The organism is Rhodococcus sp. NPDC054953 (assembly GCF_053609225.1).
The window spans coordinates 41157-61413 of sequence record NZ_JBSGXD010000023.1; the positions used below are offsets into that span (position 1 = coordinate 41157).

Below are 20257 nucleotides of genomic sequence, written 5' to 3' on the forward strand. Positions count from 1 at the left end.
AGATTCAGTTCAGACGCGAAGGGCAACCAGGTGCAGACCCACGAGATCCGCAGGCGATTCCTCGACCACTTCGTCACGGCGGGTCACACCGAGGTGGCCAGCGCCTCACTGATCTTCGACGACCCGAACCTGCTGTTCGTGAACGCGGGCATGGTGCAGTTCAAGCCGTACTTCCTCGGCCAGCAGACCCCGCCGTACTCGACCGCGACCAGCGTCCAGAAGTGCGTGCGTACCGGCGACATCGAGAACGTCGGCGTCACCACCCGGCACAACACCTTCTTCCAGATGGCCGGGAACTTCTCCTTCGGCGACTACTTCAAGGAAGGTGCGATCACCCTCGCCTGGGAGCTGATCACGAAGCCGCAGGAGGAGGGCGGCTACGGCTTCGATCCCGAGCGCATCTGGGTGACCGCGTACAACCAGGATCCGGAGGCGGCCGAGATCTGGCGGCGGGTAGCCGGGATGCCCGAGGAGCGGATCCAGTTCCGTGACGGCGAGGACAACTACTGGGATATGGGCGTGCCGGGCCCGGGTGGGCCGTGCTCGGAGATCTACTACGACCGTGGACCTGAATACGGCAAGGAGGGCGGGCCCGTCGTCGACGAGGACCGCTACATCGAGATCTGGAACCTGGTCTTCATGCAGGACGTGCGGGGTGAGCTCAGCCCGAAGAAGGGGCACCCCCCGGTCGGTGTGCTGCCGAAGAAGAACATCGACACCGGCATGGGCGTCGAGCGCGTCGCGTTCCTGCTGCAGGACGTCGACAACGTCTACGAGACCGACCTGGTACGCCCGGTGATCACCAAGGCGGAGGAGCTGACCGGCGCCGCCTACGGCGTCGACAACGAGTCCGACATCCGCTTCCGCGTCATCGCCGACCACGCCCGCACCGCGGTGATGCTGATCGCGGATGGCGTCAACCCCGGCAACGAGGGTCGCGGCTACGTGCTGCGCCGGCTGCTGCGCCGCATCGTCCGCTCCGCGAAGCTGCTCGGCGCGGACCAGCCCAGCATGAGCGAGTTCGTCACCGTCGTCCGGGACACGATGGCCCCGTCGTACCCCGTCCTCGAGACCGACTTCGACCGCATCCTCGGCGTCGCGGTCGGCGAGGAGACCGCGTTCCTGCGGACCCTGGCGTCCGGCTCGAAGATGTTCGAGGCTGAGGCAGACGAGATCAAGTCGTCGGGCAAGAAGGTCTTCGGCGGCAGCGAGGCGTTCGTCCTGCACGACACGTACGGGTTCCCGATCGACCTGACCCTCGAGATGGCGTCCGAGGCGGGCCTGTCCGTCGACGAGGACGGCTTCCGGTCGCTGATGGCCGAGCAGCGCAAGCGCGCCAAGGAGGACGCACAGTCCCGCAAGCACGCGCACGCTGACCTGAGCATCTACAAGGAGTTCGTCGACCGCGGCGAGACCGAGTTCACCGGCTTCGCGGAACTGACAACGGAGGCAACGGTTCTCGCGCTGATCTCCGGTGGCGTTCGGGTGCCGACGGCGACCGTGGGGCAGGAGGTCGAGGTGATCCTCGACCGCACCCCGCTGTATGCCGAGTCCGGCGGCCAGATCGCCGACATCGGTGTCCTCACCGGCCCCGGCATGCGGGTGCGGGTCCGGGACGTGCAGAAGATCGCGAAGAAGCTGTGGGTGCACAAGGTCACCGTCGAGGACGGGCAGATCACCGAGGGTGATGCGATCCTCGCGCAGGTCGACCCGTCCTGGCGGTCCGGTGCCACCCAAGGCCACTCCGGCACGCACATGGTGCACGCCGCGCTGCGGCAGGTGCTCGGCCCGAACACCACCCAGAAGGGGTCGTTGAACAAGCCCGGCTACCTGCGATTCGACTTCGCCGCGCAGAACCAGCTGTCGGCGCAGCAGCTCGCCGACATCGAGGCCGTCGCCAACGAGGCGGTCGCCGCGAACCACCCCGTCAACACGTTCGTCACCGATCTCGACAAGGCCAAGTCGATGGGCGCGATGGCGCTGTTCGGCGAGAACTACGGCGACGAGGTGCGGGTCGTGGAGATCGGCGGCCCGTTCTCGATGGAACTGTGCGGCGGCACCCACGTGCAGGCGTCGGCGCAGATCGGCCAGATCACCATTCTCGGTGAGTCGTCCGTCGGCTCCGGAGCCCGCCGCGTCGAGGCGTTCGTCGGCCTCGACTCGTACCGCTACCTCGCCAAGGAGCGGGCCCTGCTCGCCGGTGTCGCGACCGCGCTGAAGGTGCCCTCCGAGGAGGTGCCCGGCCGGGTCGAGCAGCTCGTCGAGCGGCTCAAGGTCGCGGAGAAGGAACTCGAGGCAACGAAGGCGGCGGCGGTGCTCGCGTCGGCGGCCGGATTCGTCGAGAAGGCCGAGCGGATCGGTGGGCTGCTGCTGGTGGCCGCGCAGGCGCCGGACGGGGTGTCCGGCGGGGACCTGCGCACCCTCGCCACCGACATCCGGGGCCGCTTCGGCACCGAGGCCGCGGTCGTCGTGCTGCTCGGTGCCACCGACGGCAAGGTGCCGTTCGTCGTCACCGCCAGCAAGGCCGCGCAGGACCTCGGCGTCAAGTCCGGCGACCTGGTCGGCGCGTTCGGCCCGCTGATCGGCGGGCGTGGCGGCGGCAAGCCGGAGATGGCGCAGGGATCCGGCGCCGACCCGTCCGGCATCCCGGCCGCCCTCGCCGCGGTCCGCGCCCGCGTCACCGAGATCGCCGGGTGAGTTCGGGCCCGCCGCCGGCGGCTGACCAGCCCGGTGCGGACGACCCCGGCAGGGGGCGGCGCATCGCCATCGACGTGGGCAGCGTCCGGATCGGGGTCGCGGCGAGCGACCCCGACGGCATTCTCGCCACGCCGGTCGAGACCGTTGCCCGGGCCAAGAGCAGGGCGGACACCTCCGACCTGACGCGCCTGGTCGCGATCGTCGAGGAGTACGAGGCGGTGGAGGTTATCGTCGGTCTGCCGCAGACCCTGCGCGGGGAGCGCGGCGCCGCCGCCGGTCTCGCCGTGGCGTTCGCGGATCGGCTCCGGGAACGGATCGCCCCGATCCCGGTCCGGATGACCGACGAACGCTTCACGACGGTCACCGCGTCGCGGGCCCTGCGGGAGAGCGGGGTCAAGGCGAAGGGGCAGCGGTCGGTGATCGACCAGGCCGCGGCCGTCGCGATCCTGCAGGGATGGCTCGATCAGCGAAGCGCGGTGCTGCGGTCGGCGCACACCGCGGACGTGTCGACGGAGGAGGAGTGATCGACGAGCATCGGCAGTACCAGAGCCGTGCGGAGGCCCGCCGAGCCAGGGAGGCAAGGGAATCCGCCGTTTCCCGCCGTAAACGCGGCCGTACGGTGGGGGTTGTCGCCGCCGCGGTCGCCGGCGTCGGCGTGCTCGCGGGTGGTGGCTACCTCGCGCTGGGTCTGCTCGGGGACGACGCCCCCGCCGACTACGCGGCGGGGGACGCCGGACCGGAGGTGGTCGTCGAGGTGCGCCCCGGCGACACCGCGACCGAGATCGGCGCGCAGATGGTCGAGAAGGACGTCGTCGCCAGCAGCGCCGCGTTCTACACCGCCGCCGTGCAGAACGCGTCGATGAACTCGCTGCAGCCCGGGTACTACCACCTGGAATCCCGGTTGCCCGCCGCCACCGCGGTCAGCACGCTGGTCGACCCGTCGTCGCGGGTCGGATCGCTGGTGATCTCCGAGGGCAGGCAACTGCACGACACCACGGACGTGAAGACCGGCGCAACCAAGCGGGGCATCTACACCCTGATCTCCGAGGCCAGCTGCCTGCCCGCGGCGTCGGGTGCGCTGGACTGCGTCAGCGTCGAGGAACTCGACGCGGCAGGCGCGGGACCCGACCTCGCCGCGCTCGGGGTTCCCGACTGGGCGGCCGCGCGGGTCCAGGGGGTGCCCGACCGCACCCGCCAGCTCGAGGGGCTCATCGCCGCGGGCAGCTGGGACTTCGACCCGGGCGCCGACGCCACCGAGATCCTCCGTGGACTGGTCAGCGGAAGCGCCGCCAAGTACGAGGCGACGGGCATCACGTCCGCGGGCGCCAGCATCGGGCTGGACGGGTATCAGGTGCTGATCGCCGCATCCCTCGTCGAACGGGAGGCCCTGCCCGCCGATTTCGGCAAGGTCGCGCGGGTCATCATCAACCGGCTCGCGGTTCCGCAGCGCCTCGAGTTCGACTCGACCGTCAACTACGCCCTCGACACCACGGAGCTGGCGACCACCGACGCCGACAGGGCGACGGTCACGCCGTGGAACACCTACGCGATGGAGGGGCTGCCCGCAACACCGATCTCGTCGCCGAGCATCAAGGCCGTGCAGGCGGTCGAGACCGCGCCGCCCGGCGACTGGCTGTACTTCGTCACCATCGACGACAGGGGCACCACCCTGTTCACCAAGAGCTACGCCGAGCACCTCGAGAACAGCAAGAAGGCTGTGCAGAGCGGGATTCTGAGCAGTGGACGCTGACCACACGAGCGGGCCGCGGCGGGCGGCCGTCCTTGGGAAGCCGATCGAACACTCCCGGTCCCCGCAGCTGCACCTCGCGGCGTACCGGGCGCTCGGCCTCACCGACTGGACCTATGAGCGCATCGAATGCACCGGCGAGCAGCTGCCCGGCCTCGTCGACGGACTCGGACCCGAATGGGTCGGGCTGTCGGTGACGATGCCCGGCAAGGTCGCCGCCCTCGGGTATGCGGTCGAGCGGACCGAGCGGGCCGTGCAGGTCGGGTCGGCGAACACGCTGGTCCGGATAGACGGAGGCTGGCGCGCCGACTGCACCGACGTCGACGGTGTCGCCGGTGCGCTCGCCGAGGTCGGGGTGGTGGACCTCGCCGGTGCGAGCGCCGTGCTGATCGGTGCGGGCGGCACCTCACGCCCGGCCCTGCGCGCGCTCGCCGACCTCGGTGTCGCGGAGGTGTCCGTCGTCGCCCGGTCCGCGGACCGCGCCGCCGACACCCTGGCCTGCGCGGGCACGATGGGGCTGCGGGCCCGCCATCAGGGCTTCGAGCAGGTCGCGCTGGCCGCCGCGTGCCGGGACGCCGCGGTCGTGATCAGCACCGTCCCCGCCGACGCCGTCGCGCCGTACGCGTCCGCGGTCGCGCACGCGCCGGTGGTCTTCGACGCCATCTACGACCCCTGGCCGACGCCGCTCGCGTCGGCGGTGCTGGCGGCGGGTGGCACCGTCGTCGACGGGCTGCGGATGCTGCTGAACCAGGCGTTCGGGCAGGTCGAGCAGTTCACCGGGCGGCAGGCGCCGCGAGCCGCGATGGCCGCAGCGCTCCGCGCCCGTGCGTGATCTTCACCCGCATTGGGGTAAAAATCACGCACGGTCGGCGGCGCCGAATTCATCCACAGGACGGCGATAGCCCCAGGTCGCCGGTCGGGGAGGACTGACGGCGCGTGCGACGCTGCCCGGATGGGGGACATCGGGGGACTACTACCGCTCGCGGCCTGGTGCGGCTGGCTCGGACTGATCGACCTGCGGACGCGGCGGCTGCCGAACCTGCTGACGCTGCCGGGGGCTGCGGCGATCCTCGCGGTCGCCGCCGCGACCGGCGGGCTGCGCCAGGCCCTCGTCGGCGCCGCCCTGCTCGGGGGCGGGTACCTGCTGATGCGCCTCGCCGCCCCCACCTCGATGGGCGGCGGGGACGTCAAACTCGCGGTCGGGCTCGGCGCCGCCACCGGGATGGGCGGGGCGCAGGTGTGGCTGGCGGCGGCGGTCGGGGCGTTCGCGCTCACCGCCGCAGCCGGGGTGACGCTGCGCATCGCCGGGCGGGGCGGGGCGAGTCTGCCGCACGGACCGTCGATGTGCGCGGCCTCGCTCGTGGCGCTCGCCGTCCTCGCGTGACCGGTGTGACGAGCGGGAACAGTCCCGTGGAATGATGGGCGGCGTGCTGCGCTGGATAACTGCCGGAGAATCCCACGGACCCGCCCTCGTCGCGATGCTCGACGGCATGGTCGCCGGGGTCGAGGTCACCTCGGACGAGATCGCTTCCCAATTGGCCCGCCGCCGCCTCGGTTACGGGCGCGGCGCCCGGATGAGCTTCGAGAAGGACGTCGTCACCGTCGTCGGCGGCGTCCGGCACGGCCGCACCATGGGCGGACCGATCGCCGTCGAGGTCGCCAACAGTGAATGGCCCAAGTGGGAGACCGTGATGGCCTCCGACCCGGTCGACGAGGCGCTCCTCAAGGACCTGGCCCGCAACGCGCCGCTGACCCGTCCGCGGCCCGGCCACGCCGACTTCTCCGGGATGCTCAAGTACGGATTCGACGACGCCCGTCCCGTGCTCGAACGGGCCAGCGCCAGGGAGACCGCGGCCCGGGTCGCCGCGGGCACCATCGCCCGCAACTTCCTGCGCCAGGTGTTCGGTGTCGAGGTGCTCTCGCATGTCATCTCCATCGGCGCGTCCGAACCCTACGTCGGCCCCGGGCCGCGGCCCGACGATCTCGATGCCGTCGATGCCAGCCCGGTGCGCGCCTTCGACAAGGCAGCCGAGGAGTCGATGATCACCGAGATCGAGGCCGCGAAGAAGGACGGCGACACCCTCGGCGGTGTCGTCGAGGTGATCGTCGAAGGCCTGCCCGTCGGGCTCGGCTCATTCATCAGCGGCGAGAACCGCCTCGACGCACGACTGGCCGCCGCTCTCATGGGAATTCAGGCGATCAAGGGTGTCGAGGTCGGGGACGGCTTCGAGACCGCCCGCCGCCGCGGAAGTGCCGCGCACGACGAGATGACGCCCGGCCCCGACGGGGTGCTGCGCTCGACCAACCGGGCGGGTGGCCTCGAGGGCGGCATGACCAACGGCGAGGCGCTGCGGGTGCGTGCCGCGATGAAGCCGATCTCCACCGTTCCGCGCGCGCTGGCCACCGTCGACATGGCCACCGGCGAGGAAGCGGTCGCGATCCACCAGCGCAGCGACGTGTGTGCGGTCCCCGCGGCCGGTGTCGTCGCGGAGTCCATGGTCGCGCTCGTCGTCGCGCAGGCGGCGCTGGAGAAGTTCGGTGGCGACTCCGTCGCCGAGACCCAGCGCAACGTCGAGGGCTACCTCGCGGCCGTGCGGGAGCGGCTGGCGAGGTGAGCCCGCGCGCGGTCCTGATCGGGCCGCCCGGTGCCGGGAAGTCGACCATCGGGAGGCGGCTGGCCCGGGCGCTCGACCTCGACGTCTACGACACCGACGTGGCAATCGAGCAGGAGACCGGCCGGACCATCCCGGCGATCTTCGCCGAGGACGGCGAGGCGGGGTTCCGGACAATCGAGGAGGACGTCGTCCGCCGCGCCCTCGGGGAGCAGGACGGCATCGTCTCCCTCGGCGGCGGCGCGATCCTCTCCGACACCACCCGGCGCAGGCTGGCCGGGCACACCGTCGTCTACCTCGAGATCAGCGTCGCCGAGGGCCTCAAACGGACCGGCGCCAACACCGGTCGCCCGCTGCTCACCGGCGGCGACCCGCGACAGAAGTACCGCGATCTGATGCGCCGCCGCCGACCCCTCTACCGGGAGGTCGCGACCATTCGGTTGCGCACCGACGGGCGCAGCCCCGCCCGGGTCGTCGAGCAGTTGCTCGCGAAGCTTGACCCGACGAAGACCGACCCGGCGCCGCTCGACCCGCGGCCCGGTGACACGCAGAAGGAAGAAGGCAGGCAGTGACCGAACCCGTACGCGTCCAGGTCGAGACGGCCAACCCGTATCCGGTGATCATCGGCCGCGGTCTGCTCGACGACATCGTCGGCGAACTTGCGGGCATCCGGACCATCGCGATCATCCACCAGCCGACGCTGCTGCAGACCGCGGACGTGCTCAAGGCGGCGCTCGCCGCGAAGGGGATCGACGCGCACAGCATCGAGATCCCGGACGCCGAGGACGGCAAGGATCTCGCGGTCGCCGGATTCTGCTGGGAGGTGCTCGGCCGGATCGGCCTGACCCGCAGCGACGCGGTGGTCAGCCTCGGCGGCGGCGCGGCAACCGACCTCGCCGGGTTCGTCGCGGCGACCTGGATGCGCGGGGTGAAGGTCGTGCACGTGCCGACCACGTTGCTGGCGATGGTCGATGCCGCGGTCGGCGGCAAGACCGGCATCAACACCGACGCGGGGAAGAACCTCGTCGGGTCGTTCCATGAACCGTCCGCCGTCCTGATCGACCTCGCGACCCTGGAAACGGTGCCGCGCAACGAGATCGTTGCCGGCATGGCCGAGGTGATCAAGACCGGCTTCATTGCCGACCCGGTGATCCTCGACCTGATCGAGGCGGACCCGGAGGCCGCCCTCGACCCGACCGGGGAGGTCCTGCCCGAACTGATCCGCCGCTCTGTCGAGGTGAAGGCGACGGTCGTCGCCGCGGACCTCAAGGAGTCGAGCCTGCGGGAGATCCTCAACTACGGGCACACCCTCGGCCACGCGATCGAGCGGCGCGAGAAGTACCGCTGGCGGCACGGTGCCGCGGTGTCCGTCGGGCTGGTCTTCGCCGCCGAACTCGGTCGGCTCGCGGGCCGCCTCGACGATGCCACCGCCGATCGGCACAAGTCGATCCTCGAGTCGATCGGGCTGCCCACCGGCTACGACGCGGACGCCTTCGCCGACCTGATGAAGGGCATGCAGACCGACAAGAAGAACCGCGCGGGCATGTTGCGGTTCGTGGTCCTGGACGGCCTGGCGAAGCCGAGCCGACTGGAGGGCCCGGACCCGACGCTGCTCGCCGCGGCCTACTCCGCGATCTCCCGTGACCCGGGCGCGACCGCCGGTACGGTACTGCTGTGACGATCCAGATCATCAACGGGCCGAACCTGGGGCGGCTCGGACGCCGTCAGCCCGAGGTGTACGGCGCGACCACACACGCCGACCTGGTGGCCCTGTGCGACCGCACCGCCGCGGAACTCGGTGTGCAGGTGCAGGTCCGGCAGTCCGATCACGAGGGCGAGCTGCTCGGCTGGATCCACGACGCCGCGGACGCGGGGGAGCCGGTGATCCTCAATGCGGGTGGTCTGACGCACACCTCGGTGGTCCTGCGGGATGCCTGCGCGGAGCTGACCGCGGGGCTCGTCGAGGTGCACATCTCGAACGTGCACGCCCGCGAGGAGTTCCGGCAGCATTCGTACCTGAGCCCGCTCGCGACCGCTGTCATCGTCGGTGCCGGGGTGCAGGGCTACGCTCTCGCGATGCGGTTCCTCGCCGAGCGCTGACCATCGGCGGCCGCGCCGCCCCGGGAAGCCGGAACTGTGAGTGATTTTCACCCCGACCGGGGTGAAAATCACTCACGGGCAGCGGAGCTGCATTCAGTCCTTCGGCGGCTGGACCGCGCGGAACACCTCGGTGGGGGCGTCGTCGGCGGGACCGGTGTCGTCGGAGGGTTCGGAGTAGGGGCCCTCGGCGAACCCGTACGATCCACCGTCCTCCTCGTGTGACCACTGCTCGGTCGTCTCGGGGTCACCCGCGATTGCTGCCGCCACCGGGACCGGCGCGGCGACCGCGGCCTGCTTGTCCGCCTTGTTCGCGTCCCGATGCGCGAGGAACCGCCCGACCGCGACCGCGAGCATCGCGGGAACGAACACCAGCAGCAGGGTGAAGGCGGCGCCGGAGGTCAGTTCGAAGAACAGCGGGTTCTCGCCGAGCGCGATGTCGGACACCGCGCCGATCAGCCAGCACACCGCACCCGAGAGCAGGCCGGCGACGGCGCCCGCCTTGAGCCAGGTCATCGTCAGGTCCGCCTCCTCCCGCTCGGACGGATGCGCGCGGGCGTCACGGATGCCGTCGATTCCCGCCCACAACAGTGCCGCGAGGACGACGACGATGATGCCGAGCCAGCGCATCAGCGACCCGTGCAGGGGCCACGCGGTGATGGCGATTCCGAGCACGACACGGGTGATGACGTGGACGAATGTCATGCCGAGACCGCGAACAATCCAGGGTTTCATGCGGACAGCGTAACGAGCGTCACGTCGGGGCTGTGACCCAACCGACACCGCCGGCCGCGGATACTCGGCCAATCGGACGGCGACCGCGCCCGACCGGGCGGGTCACTGTCGTAGGTTGGACCCATGTTCACTGCCGATCACGGCGCACGCCGCGCCGCCCTGCGCCGACTGCTCGCCGAGCATGACCTCGACGTCCTGCTGGTCACCGACCTGCTCAACATCCGCTACCTCACCGGATTCACCGGGTCGAACGCGGCGCTGATCGTCGACGCGGGCGACGGCCCGGACACTGAGGACCGGACGGTCATCTGCACCGACGGCCGCTACGTCACCCAGGTCGGTGCGCAGGTGCCGGACCTGCGGGCGGTGATCGACCGGTCGAGCGCGGCGGCCCTGGTCGGGCGGCTCGCGGACCGTGCGGGCGTGCGGGTGGGGTTCGAGAGTCATGTGGTGACGGTCGACGCGCTGGCCGCGTGGCGGTCCGCGGCGCCGGACCTTGCCCTGACCCGTGCCCCGCGACTGGTGGAGCGGCTGCGGGAGGTCAAGGACGAGCACGAGGTCGGTCTGCTCCGGCGGGCTTGTGCGGCTGCGGATCTGGCGCTGGCCGTGCTGATCGAGCGGGGCGGGCTGCGGCCGGGCCGGACCGAGCGGGAGGTCGGGCGGGACCTTGAGTTCCTGATGCTCGAGCACGGCGGCGACGGCGTCTCGTTCGAGACGATCGTGGCGGCGGGCGCGAACTCGGCGATCCCGCATCACCGGCCGACGGACGCGGTGTTGGCGTCCGGGGACTTCGTCAAGCTCGACTTCGGAGCCACCGTCGCCGGCTACCACTCCGATATGACCCGCACCTATGTGCTCGGGTCGGCTGCGGCCTGGCAGCGGGACGTGTACGACCTGGTGCTGCGGTCGCAGGCGGCGGGGCGGGCGGCGCTGGCACCCGGGGTCGCGGTCGGCGAGGTGGACGCGGCGTCCCGTTCGGTGATCGAGGACGCGGGTCACGGCGACCTGTTCCTGCACGGTCTCGGGCACGGTGTCGGCCTGGAGATCCATGAAGCGCCGGGGATCGGGAAGGGCGGCACCGGTACACTGCTAGCCGGTGCTGCGGTGACCGTCGAGCCGGGGGTGTACTTCTCCGGGCGCGGAGGCGTCCGGATCGAGGACACCCTCGTGGTCCGCGAGCAGGGGCCCGAGCTCCTCACGCTCACCAGCAAGGATTTGACAATCGTCTAAAAGGAGACGCGAAGCCAGTGGCGGACACCAGTGATTTCAAGAACGGGCTCGTACTGAAGATCGAGGGCCAGCTCTGGCAGATCGTCGAGTTCCAGCACGTCAAGCCGGGCAAGGGTCCCGCGTTCGTGCGGACGAAGCTGAAGAATGTGCTCTCGGGCAAGAACGTGGACAAGACGTTCAACGCCGGGGTGAAGGTCGAGACCGCGACCGTCGACCGCCGCGACATGACGTACCTGTACCACGACGGCAGCGACTACGTCTTCATGGACGGCGACACCTACGACCAGATCTCCATCCCGGAGGCCACCGTCGGGGACGGCCACCGCTTCCTGCTGGAGAACATGCAGGTCCAGGTCGCCACGCACGAGGATGCCCCGCTGTTCGTGGAGCTGCCGGTCACCGTCGAGCTGCTGGTCCAGCACACCGATCCGGGCCTGCAGGGTGACCGCTCCACCGGCGGCACCAAGCCCGCGACCCTGGAGACCGGCGCCGAGGTGCAGGTCCCGCTGTTCATCAACACCGGTGACAAGCTGAAGATCGACTCGCGTGACGGCAACTACCTGGGCCGCGTGAACTCGTAGCGTGTCCGGTAGCCAGAAGAAGCTCGGGGCCAGGCACAAGGCCCGCAAGCGTGCCGTCGACTTCCTGTTTGAGGCGGAGGCGCGTGACCTCGACCCGGTGAACCTTGCGGATGAGCGGGTCGAGCTGTCCAGCAGGGACGACACCGTCGCGCCGGTGAACCCGTACACGGTCACGGTGGTGACCGGTGTCGCGGAGAACCTGGACCGGCTGGACCGGGTGATCGCCGACCATCTGCAGGACTGGACGCTCGACCGGCTGCCCGCCGTCGACCGGGCCATCCTGCGGATCGCGGTGTGGGAACTGTTCCACGCCACGGACGTGCCGCCGGTCGTCGCGGTCGACGAGGCCGTCGAACTTGCGAAGGAACTGTCCACCGACGAGTCGCCCGCGTTCGTCAACGGCATCCTCGGGCAGGTCGTCCTCGTCGCGCCCCAGGTGCGGGCCGCCGCCGCCGCGACCGCGCAGTCTCAGCAGCAGGCCGCGGAGTCGTCCGACGACTGACTCGCCGCCACGGGTGAAGGGCACCCTCGACCGGTTGGACCGGGCGAGGGTGCCCTTCACCCGTATCCGGGCTGTGGTCAGGCCCACGTCGCGCGGGTGCGGGTGACGGGTGCCCGCGCTGCTAGGCTGAGCGGCGTCAGACATCCTTTAACGATCCGTCCCGAGAGGCGGAGAAGGAGGTCCAGCTTGTCGAACACACCCACCGGTAGGGAGTTGCTCTCCGCTGCCGACGTCGGTCGCACGGTCGCCCGGATCGCGCACCAGATCATCGAGAAGACCGCGCTGGACGCGGAGAACGATCCACCCCGTGTGGTGTTGATCGGTATCCCGACCCGCGGCACCACCCTCGCCCACCGCCTCGCCGCGAAGATCGAGGAATTCTCCGGCATCCGGCCCCCCGTCGGATCCCTGGACATCACCCTCTACCGCGACGACCTGCGGACCAAGCCGCACCGCCCGCTCGAGCGGACCTCGGTGCCGGACGGCGGGGTCGACAGCGCGCTGGTGATCCTCGTCGACGACGTCCTGTTCTCGGGCCGCTCGGTGCGGTCGGCGCTGGACGCGCTGCGGGACCTCGGCAGGCCCCGTGCCGTGCAGCTGGCGGTCCTCGTCGACCGCGGCCACCGGGAGCTTCCGCTGCGCGCGGACTACGTCGGTAAGAACGTCCCCACCGCGCGCAGCGAGGACGTCCAGGTGCTGCTGGTCGAGCACGACGGCGTCGACGCCGTGACGCTCAGCAGCGGAGAGAACGAGGGAACCGCCCAGTGAAGCATCTGCTCTCGGTCACCGACCTGACCGCGGAGTCGGCCACCGCACTGCTCGACGAGGCCGAACGATTCCAGCAGGCGCTGCTCGGCCGCGAGGTCCGCAAGCTGCCGACCCTGCGCGGGCGCACCGTGATGACCGTCTTCTTCGAGAACTCGACCCGCACCCGCGTCTCCTTCGAGGTCGCCGGGAAGTGGATGAGCGCGGACGTGATCAACGTCAGCGCGTCGAGTTCATCGGTGAGCAAGGGCGAGTCGCTGCGGGACACCGCGCTGACCCTGCACGCCGCTGGCGCGGACGCGCTGATCGTGCGGCATCCCGCGTCGGGCGCCGCGCACCGGATCGCCGAGTGGACCGGCGACGGTAACGGCGGCGGGCCCGCCGTCATCAACGCGGGCGACGGCACCCACGAGCATCCGACGCAGGCGTTGCTGGATGCGCTCACCCTGCGGCAGCGGCTCGGCGACATCGCGGGCAAACGGATCGCGATCGTCGGCGACATCCTGCACAGTCGGGTCGCGCGGTCCAACGCGTTCCTGCTGTCGATGCTCGGCGCGGAGGTGGTGCTGGTCGCGCCCCCGACGCTGCTGCCGGTGGGGGTGTCGAGCTGGCCGGTCACCGTCTCGCATTCGATCGACGCCGAACTGCCGGGCCTGGACGCGGTGCTGATGCTGCGGGTGCAGGCGGAGCGGATGAACGGCGGGTTCTTCCCGTCGCCGCGCGAGTACTCGATCACCTACGGCCTCAACGAGAGGCGCCTCGCGCTGCTGCCGGAGCATGCGGTGGTGCTGCACCCGGGGCCGATGCTGCGCGGCATGGAGATCGCGTCCGCCGTTGCCGATTCACCGAAAACTGCTGTGCTGCAGCAGGTCACGAATGGAGTTCACATCCGCATGGCTGTCCTGTTCGGGTTGTTGGTCGGTACCGGGGAAGGGGTGGCGCTGTGAGCGGCGGCGAGGTGCTGATCACCGGAACGCGGATCTACGGCGAGGGTGACCCGGTCGACGTGCTGATCCGCGGCGGCGAGATCGCCGAGATCGGGGCGGGACTCGCCGCGGCGGACGACGCCACCGTGATCGACGCCGCGGGCCAGATCCTGCTGCCCGGCTTCGTCGACCTGCACACCCACCTGCGGGAACCTGGCCGCGAGGACACCGAGACCATCGAAACCGGCTCCGCGGCAGCGGCTCTCGGTGGATTCACCGCGGTCTTCGCGATGGCCAACACCAGCCCGGTCGCCGACTCGGTGGTCATCACCGACCACGTGTGGCGCCGCGGCCAGGAGGTCGGGCTCGTCGACGTGCACCCGGTCGGGGCGGTCACCGTCGGACTGGCGGGCAAGCAGCTCGCCGAGATGGCGACGATGGCCGCCGGCGTCGGGCAGGTCAAGCTGTTCTCCGACGACGGCCACTGCGTTGACGACCCGCTAATCATGCGCCGCGCCCTGGAATACTCCAGCGCGCTCGGTGTGCTGATCGCGCAGCACGCGGAGGAGCCGCGGTTGACCGTCGGCGCCGTCGCCCACGAGGGCCCGACCGCCGCCCGGCTCGGGCTCGGTGGCTGGCCGCGGGCGGCGGAGGAGTCGATCGTCGCCCGCGACGCCCTGCTTGCCCGCGACGCCGGAGCCCGCGTGCACATCTGCCACGCCTCCACCGCAGGCACCGTCGAACTGCTGAAGTGGGCCAAGGGGCAGGGCATCTCGATCACCGCCGAGGTCACCCCGCATCACCTGCTGCTCGACGACTCCCGGCTGGAGACCTACGACGGGGTGAACCGGGTGAACCCGCCGCTGCGGGAACGTTCCGACGTGGAGGCGCTGCGCGCGGCGCTGGCCGACGGCACGATCGACTGCGTCGGCACCGACCACGCCCCGCACGCCGAGCAGGACAAGTGCTGCGAGTTCTCGCAGGCCCGCCCCGGCATGCTCGGGTTGGAGACGGCGCTGGCGATCATCGCGCAGACCATGGTCGAGCCCGGGCTGCTGGACTGGCGCGGCGTCGCGAAGGTGATGAGCGAGCGGCCCGCGGAGATCGTCGGGCTGCCCGACCAGGGCCGCCCGATCGCGGTCGGCGAGCCGGCAAACCTGACGCTGGTCGACCCGGCCCGGGAGTGGACGGTCCGCGGACCCGAGCTCGCGTCGATCGCGAACAACACTCCCTACGAGGCGATGACCTTCGGTGCGAAGGTCACCACCACCCTGCTGCGGGGCACGCCGACGGTGCTCGAGGGGCGGGTGCGGTGATGGACCGGGTCCTGATCACCGCCGGCTTCGCGGCCCTGTGGGTGGTGCTGGTTGCGTTGATGTTCTGGGGCTGGCGGGGCCGGGCGAAGCGGCAGCGGGAGCGCGTCGGCGACCTGCCCGCCGTCCCCGCCGAGCGGGGGGCGCAGCTGATCCCGCCGAGCACCGGACTGTATGTGGGCAGCACCCTCGCCCCGAGTTGGCAGGACCGGATCGCGGTCGGCGACCTCGGCCACCGGGCCACCGGCGAACTGAGCCGCCACGAGCTGGGTGTGCTGCTCGAACGCGACGGGGCGTCGCCGATCTGGATCCCGCAGGAGTCGATCCGCGCGATCCGGACCGAACGCGGGCTCGCGGGCAAGGTCATGAGCAAGGACGGGGTCCTGGTGATCCGGTGGGAGCTGCCCACCGGAACGGAGATCGACACCGGATTCCGTGGAGACGACAAGAGCGTGTACCCGACCTGGGTGGATGGAGAGAAAGAGTGAGCATCGTGAAGTCAGGGCCCGCGGCCCTCGTCCTGGAGGACGGCCGGATCTTCCGCGGCGTCGAGTTCGGCGCCACCGGGCAGACCCTGGGTGAGGCGGTGTTCTCCACCGGCATGACCGGCTACCAGGAGACCCTGACCGACCCCAGCTACCACCGCCAGATCGTGGTGGCCACCGCCCCGCAGATCGGCAACACCGGCTGGAACGACGAGGACAACGAGTCCGTCGGCCCGACCGGAAAGTCGTCGGAGTCGCGAATCTGGGTGGCCGGTTTCGTGGTCCGTGATCCGTCGCGCCGCACGTCGAGCTGGCGGGCCACCGGGTCGCTGCAGGATGAGCTGGAGCGGCAGGGCGTCGTCGGCATCGCAGGCATCGACACCCGCGCCCTGGTCCGGCACCTGCGCACCCGCGGATCGATGCGCGCCGGCGTGTTCTCCGGCGCCGCGCTCGCCGACGACGCCAGCATGCTCGCCGCGGTGCAGGGGCAGCCCGCGATGCTCGGCGCTGACCTGGCCGGTGAGGTGTCCACCAGCAGCGGCTACGTCGTCGAGCCGGTCGGCGGCAAGGCCCGCTTCACGGTCGCCGCGATCGACCTCGGCATCAAGACCAACACGCCGCGGATGTTCGCGCAGCGCGGGATCCGGGTGCATGTGCTGCCCTCGACCGCGAGCCTCGAGCAGATCCTCGACCTGAACGCGGACGGCGTGTTCCTGTCCAACGGCCCCGGCGACCCGGCGACCGCGGACGGCGCGGTGCACCTGACGAAGGAGGTCCTCGGCCAGGGTCTGCCGCTGTTCGGCATCTGCTTCGGCAACCAGATCCTCGGTCGCGCCCTCGGCCTGGACACCTACAAGATGAAGTTCGGGCACCGCGGCATCAACATCCCGGTGGTCGAGCACGGCACCGGCCGGATCGCGATCACCGCGCAGAACCACGGGTTCGCGCTCGAGGGCGAAGCGGGCCAGGAGTTCGACACCCCGTTCGGTCGCGCCCAGGTCTCCCACACCTGCGCCAACGACGGTGCCGTCGAGGGCGTCCGCCTGCTCGACGACTCCGCGTTCTCCGTGCAGTACCACCCGGAGGCCGCGGCGGGCCCGCACGACGCCGCCTACCTGTTCGACCGTTTCACCAGCCTGCTCGAGGGAGCCAAGAAGTAATGCCGAAGCGCACAGATCTCAAGCACATCCTGGTGATCGGTTCCGGTCCGATCGTCATCGGCCAGGCCTGCGAGTTCGACTACTCCGGCACCCAGGCGTGCCGCGTGCTCCGGGAGGAGGGCCTGCGGGTCTCGCTGGTCAACTCCAACCCGGCCACGATCATGACCGACCCGGAGTTCGCCGACTCCACCTACGTCGAGCCGATCACCGCGGAGTTCGTCGAGAAGGTCTTCGCCCGCGAGGCCGCGAAGGGCACCCCGATCGACGCCGTCCTGGCGACCCTCGGCGGCCAGACCGCACTGAACACCGCCGTCGCGCTGCACGAGCAGGGCCTGCTCACCAAGTACGGCGTCGAGCTGATCGGCGCCGACTTCGACGCCATCCAGCGGGGCGAGGACCGGCAGAAGTTCAAGGACATCGTCACCAAGTGCGGCGGCGAGTCGGCGCGCTCGCGGGTGTGCTTCACGATGGACGAGGTGAAGGACACCGTCGCCGAGCTCGGCTACCCGGTCGTGGTGCGGCCGTCGTTCACGATGGGCGGCCTCGGGTCCGGGATGGCCTACGACGAGACCGACCTGGAGCGGATCGCCGGCGGCGGCCTCGCCGCGTCGCCGACGGCGAACGTCCTGATCGAGGAGTCCATCCTCGGCTGGAAGGAGTACGAGCTCGAGCTGATGCGCGACGGCCGCGACAACGTGGTCATCGTCTGCTCGATCGAGAACGTCGACCCGGTCGGCGTGCACACCGGTGACTCGGTCACCGTCGCGCCCGCGATGACGCTCACCGACCGCGAATACCAGGAGATGCGTGACCTCTCCATCGCGATCCTGCGCGAGGTCGGCGTCGACACCGGCGGCTGCAACATCCAGTTCGCGATGGACCCGAAGGATGGCCGCCTGGTCGTCATCGAGATGAACCCGCGGGTGTCCCGCTCGTCGGCGCTGGCGTCGAAGGCGACCGGCTACCCGATCGCGAAGATGGCCGCCAAGCTGGCGATCGGCTACACCCTCGACGAGATCGTCAACGACATCACGAAGGAGACGCCGGCCTGCTTCGAGCCGACGCTCGACTACGTCGTCGTCAAGGCGCCGCGGTTCGCGTTCGAGAAGTTCCCGGGCGCCGACGGCACCCTGACCACCACGATGAAGTCCGTCGGTGAGGCCATGTCCATCGGCCGCAACTTCACCGAGGCGTTCGGCAAGGTGATGCGCTCGCTGGAGACCAAGCGGGCGGGCTGGTGGACCGGCCCCGAGGTGGAGGGGGACGACCTCGACGCGCTGCTCGAGGAGCTGAAGGTCCCGCACGACGGCCGCATGTACGGCATCGCGAAGGCGTTCGCGCTCGGTGCGACCGTCGAGCAGCTGTTCGACGCCACCGCGATCGACCCGTGGTTCCTCGACCAGTTCGAGCAGATCCACGAGCTGGGCGAGCACCTGCGTGCCGCCGAGCACCTCGACGAGGTGACGCTGCGGCAGGCCAAGTACCACGGCCTGTCGGATCGGCAGATCGCCGCGCTGCGGCCCGAGTTCGGCGACCACCGGGTGGGGGAGGACGCGGTCCGCGCGCTGCGCGACGAGCTGAGCATCCACCCGGTGTACAAGACCGTCGACACCTGCGCCGCCGAGTTCGAGGCCAAGACGCCGTACCACTACTCGACGTACGAGCTCGATCCGAACGCCGAGACCGAGGTCGCCGAGCAGCGGGAGAAGCAGAAGGTGCTGATCCTCGGCTCCGGTCCGAACCGCATCGGTCAGGGCATCGAGTTCGACTACTCGTGCGTGCACGCGGCGCTGACCCTGTCCGAGGCCGGGTACGAGACGGTGATGGTCAACTGCAACCCGGAGACCGTCTCCACCGACTACGACACCGCCGACCGGCTGTACTTCGAGCCGCTGACCTTCGAGGACGTGCTCGAGGTGTACCGCGCGGAGTCGGCGTCGGGCACCGTCGCCGGCGTCATCGTGCAGCTCGGCGGTCAGACGCCGCTGGGTCTGGCGCGGCGGCTGAAGGAGGCCGGTGTCCCGATCGTCGGCACCAGCCCCGAGGCCATCGACCTGGCCGAGGACCGCGGCGAGTTCGGCCGCGTCCTCACCGAGGCCGGGCTGCCCGCGCCGAAGTTCGGCACCGCCACCACCTTCGACGGCGCCCGGGACATCGCGTCCGGGATCGGCTACCCGGTGCTGGTGCGGCCGTCCTACGTGCTCGGCGGGCGCGGCATGGAGATCGTGTACGACGAGAAGTCGCTGCAGGACTACATCGCCCGCGCCACCGAGATCTCCGACGACCGGCCCGTGCTGGTCGACCGGTTCCTCGAGGACGCCGTCGAGATCGACGTCGACGCGCTGTGCGACGGCACCGAGGTGTACCTCGGCGGCGTGATGGAGCACATCGAGGAGGCGGGCATCCACTCCGGTGACTCCGCCTGCGCGTTGCCGCCGATCACCCTCGGCCGGGCCGACCTGGAGAACGTGCGCCGCTCCACCGAGGCGCTCGCGAAGGGCATCGGCGTCAAGGGCCTGCTCAACGTGCAGTACGCGCTCAAGGACGACATCCTCTACGTCCTTGAGGCGAACCCGCGGGCGTCCCGCACGGTGCCGTTCGTGTCGAAGGCGACCGCGGTGCAGCTGGCGAAGGCGTGCGCGCGGGTGATGCTCGGTGAGTCGATCGCCGAGCTGCGCAGCAAGGGCATTCTGCCCGCGAGCGGGGACGGCGGCGAGACGCCGGCGACCGCGCCGATCGCGGTCAAGGAGGCGGTGCTGCCGTTCAACCGGTTCCGCCGCGCCGACGGCACCGGCGTCGACACCCTGCTCAGCCCGGAGATGAAGTCCACCGGCGAGGTGATGGGCATCGACAAGGACTTCGGCACCGCGTTCGCGAAGAGCCAGACCGCGTCGTACGGATCGCTGCCCACCTCCGGCACCGTCTTCGTCTCCGTCGCGAACAAGGACAAGCGGTCGCTGATCTTCCCGGTCAAGCGGCTCGCGGACCTCGGCTTCGCGATCCTCGCGACCGCGGGCACCGCGGACGTGCTGCGCCGCAACGGCATCGTCTGCGAGCAGGTGCACAAGCAGTCCGGTGAGGAGCTCGACGAGGGCGCCGTCACCATCGTCGACCGGATCCGGGCCGGCGAGGTCGACATGGTGATCAACACGCCGTACGGGAACTCCGGACCGCGTGTCGACGGCTACGAGATCCGGAGCGCGGCCGTGTCGGCGACGATCCCGTGCATCACCACCGTGCAGGGCGCGTCGGCCGCGGTCCAGGGCATCGAGGCCGCGATCCGCGGCGACATCGGGGTCCAGTCGCTGCAGGACCTGCACGCGACGTTGCGCGGATGAGCACCGAGGCCGCTGGGCTCATGAGCACCGACAGTTGGGGCTCACGGCCCCTGAACGAGGTCCCGAGAC

At 70.6% G+C, this 20257-nt stretch carries 19 protein-coding genes; 18 read left to right on the forward strand and 1 reads right to left on the reverse strand.

The window, feature by feature from the left end; all coding sequences use genetic code 11:
* Positions 1–30 precede the first annotated feature (30 nt).
* From alaS to aroQ, 9 genes are all read left to right on the forward strand, one after another.
* Positions 31–2697 carry an alanine--tRNA ligase gene (gene alaS / locus ACWF62_RS15850; protein WP_378570082.1) on the forward strand — a complete coding sequence of 889 codons (2667 nt, stop codon included), beginning with the start codon at positions 31–33 and terminating at the stop codon, positions 2695–2697.
* Entirely contained in the window at positions 2694–3221 is a 528-nt protein-coding gene (ruvX, locus tag ACWF62_RS15855) for a Holliday junction resolvase RuvX (RefSeq protein ID WP_378570071.1), read from the forward strand. Before alaS ends, ruvX begins: the two co-directional genes overlap by 4 nt.
* Entirely contained in the window at positions 3218–4447 is a 1230-nt protein-coding gene (locus tag ACWF62_RS15860; RefSeq protein WP_378506258.1) for an endolytic transglycosylase MltG, read from the forward strand. Before ruvX ends, ACWF62_RS15860 begins: the two co-directional genes overlap by 4 nt.
* Positions 4437–5276, forward strand: a complete 840-nt coding sequence (locus ACWF62_RS15865; protein WP_378506259.1) for a shikimate dehydrogenase — start codon at positions 4437–4439, stop codon at positions 5274–5276. Before ACWF62_RS15860 ends, ACWF62_RS15865 begins: the two co-directional genes overlap by 11 nt.
* Positions 5277–5396: 120 nt before the next feature.
* Entirely contained in the window at positions 5397–5828 is a 432-nt protein-coding gene (locus ACWF62_RS15870) for a prepilin peptidase (protein ID WP_378506260.1), read from the forward strand.
* 43 nt (positions 5829–5871) lie between these two features.
* Entirely contained in the window at positions 5872–7059 is a 1188-nt protein-coding gene (aroC, locus tag ACWF62_RS15875; RefSeq protein WP_378506403.1) for a chorismate synthase, read from the forward strand.
* Entirely contained in the window at positions 7056–7628 is a 573-nt protein-coding gene (locus ACWF62_RS15880; RefSeq protein ID WP_378506261.1) for a shikimate kinase, read from the forward strand. Before aroC ends, ACWF62_RS15880 begins: the two co-directional genes overlap by 4 nt.
* The gene (aroB, locus tag ACWF62_RS15885) at positions 7625–8734 is read left to right on the forward strand and encodes a 3-dehydroquinate synthase (RefSeq protein WP_378570072.1); all 1110 of its coding nucleotides are present in this window, start codon (positions 7625–7627) and stop codon (positions 8732–8734) included. The genes ACWF62_RS15880 and aroB overlap by 4 nt, the downstream gene beginning before the upstream one ends.
* A complete protein-coding gene (gene aroQ / locus ACWF62_RS15890; protein WP_378506263.1) occupies positions 8731–9156 on the forward strand; it encodes a type II 3-dehydroquinate dehydratase in 426 nt (141 codons plus the stop codon). Before aroB ends, aroQ begins: the two co-directional genes overlap by 4 nt.
* A 93-nt stretch (positions 9157–9249) precedes the next feature.
* On the opposite strand, the gene ACWF62_RS15895 is transcribed toward aroQ, so the two are convergent.
* Complete coding sequence (locus tag ACWF62_RS15895; RefSeq protein WP_452630581.1) at positions 9250–9888, reverse strand: B-4DMT family transporter; 639 nt, start codon at positions 9886–9888, stop codon at positions 9250–9252.
* A gap of 123 nt (positions 9889–10011) precedes the next feature.
* On the opposite strand from ACWF62_RS15895, the gene ACWF62_RS15900 reads away from it, so the two are divergent.
* The 9 genes from ACWF62_RS15900 to carB all read left to right on the forward strand — a co-directional run bounded on the left by ACWF62_RS15900 (position 10012) and on the right by carB (position 20188).
* Positions 10012–11118, forward strand: coding sequence for an aminopeptidase P family protein (locus tag ACWF62_RS15900; RefSeq protein WP_378506265.1), 1107 nt, complete (start codon positions 10012–10014; stop codon positions 11116–11118).
* Between the two features lie 17 nt (positions 11119–11135).
* Positions 11136–11699: an elongation factor P gene (efp, locus tag ACWF62_RS15905; protein WP_378506266.1), complete on the forward strand. Its 564-nt coding sequence runs from the start codon at positions 11136–11138 to the stop codon at positions 11697–11699.
* Between the two features lies 1 nt (position 11700).
* Positions 11701–12201 carry a transcription antitermination factor NusB gene (gene nusB, locus ACWF62_RS15910; RefSeq protein ID WP_378506267.1) on the forward strand — a complete coding sequence of 167 codons (501 nt, stop codon included), beginning with the start codon at positions 11701–11703 and terminating at the stop codon, positions 12199–12201.
* A 186-nt stretch (positions 12202–12387) separates the two neighbouring features.
* Complete coding sequence (gene pyrR, locus ACWF62_RS15915; protein WP_378506268.1) at positions 12388–12969, forward strand: bifunctional pyr operon transcriptional regulator/uracil phosphoribosyltransferase PyrR; 582 nt, start codon at positions 12388–12390, stop codon at positions 12967–12969.
* Complete coding sequence (locus ACWF62_RS15920; protein ID WP_378506269.1) at positions 12966–13913, forward strand: aspartate carbamoyltransferase catalytic subunit; 948 nt, start codon at positions 12966–12968, stop codon at positions 13911–13913. The genes pyrR and ACWF62_RS15920 overlap by 4 nt, the downstream gene beginning before the upstream one ends.
* Positions 13910–15208, forward strand: coding sequence for a dihydroorotase (locus tag ACWF62_RS15925; RefSeq protein WP_452630582.1), 1299 nt, complete (start codon positions 13910–13912; stop codon positions 15206–15208). The genes ACWF62_RS15920 and ACWF62_RS15925 overlap by 4 nt, the downstream gene beginning before the upstream one ends.
* The gene (locus ACWF62_RS15930) at positions 15208–15693 is read left to right on the forward strand and encodes a PH-like domain-containing protein (protein WP_378506271.1); all 486 of its coding nucleotides are present in this window, start codon (positions 15208–15210) and stop codon (positions 15691–15693) included. Before ACWF62_RS15925 ends, ACWF62_RS15930 begins: the two co-directional genes overlap by 1 nt.
* Positions 15690–16850, forward strand: a complete 1161-nt coding sequence (gene carA, locus ACWF62_RS15935) for a glutamine-hydrolyzing carbamoyl-phosphate synthase small subunit (RefSeq protein ID WP_378506272.1) — start codon at positions 15690–15692, stop codon at positions 16848–16850. The genes ACWF62_RS15930 and carA overlap by 4 nt, the downstream gene beginning before the upstream one ends.
* Positions 16850–20188, forward strand: coding sequence for a carbamoyl-phosphate synthase large subunit (gene carB / locus ACWF62_RS15940; protein ID WP_378506273.1), 3339 nt, complete (start codon positions 16850–16852; stop codon positions 20186–20188). Before carA ends, carB begins: the two co-directional genes overlap by 1 nt.
* Positions 20189–20257 lie beyond the last annotated feature (69 nt).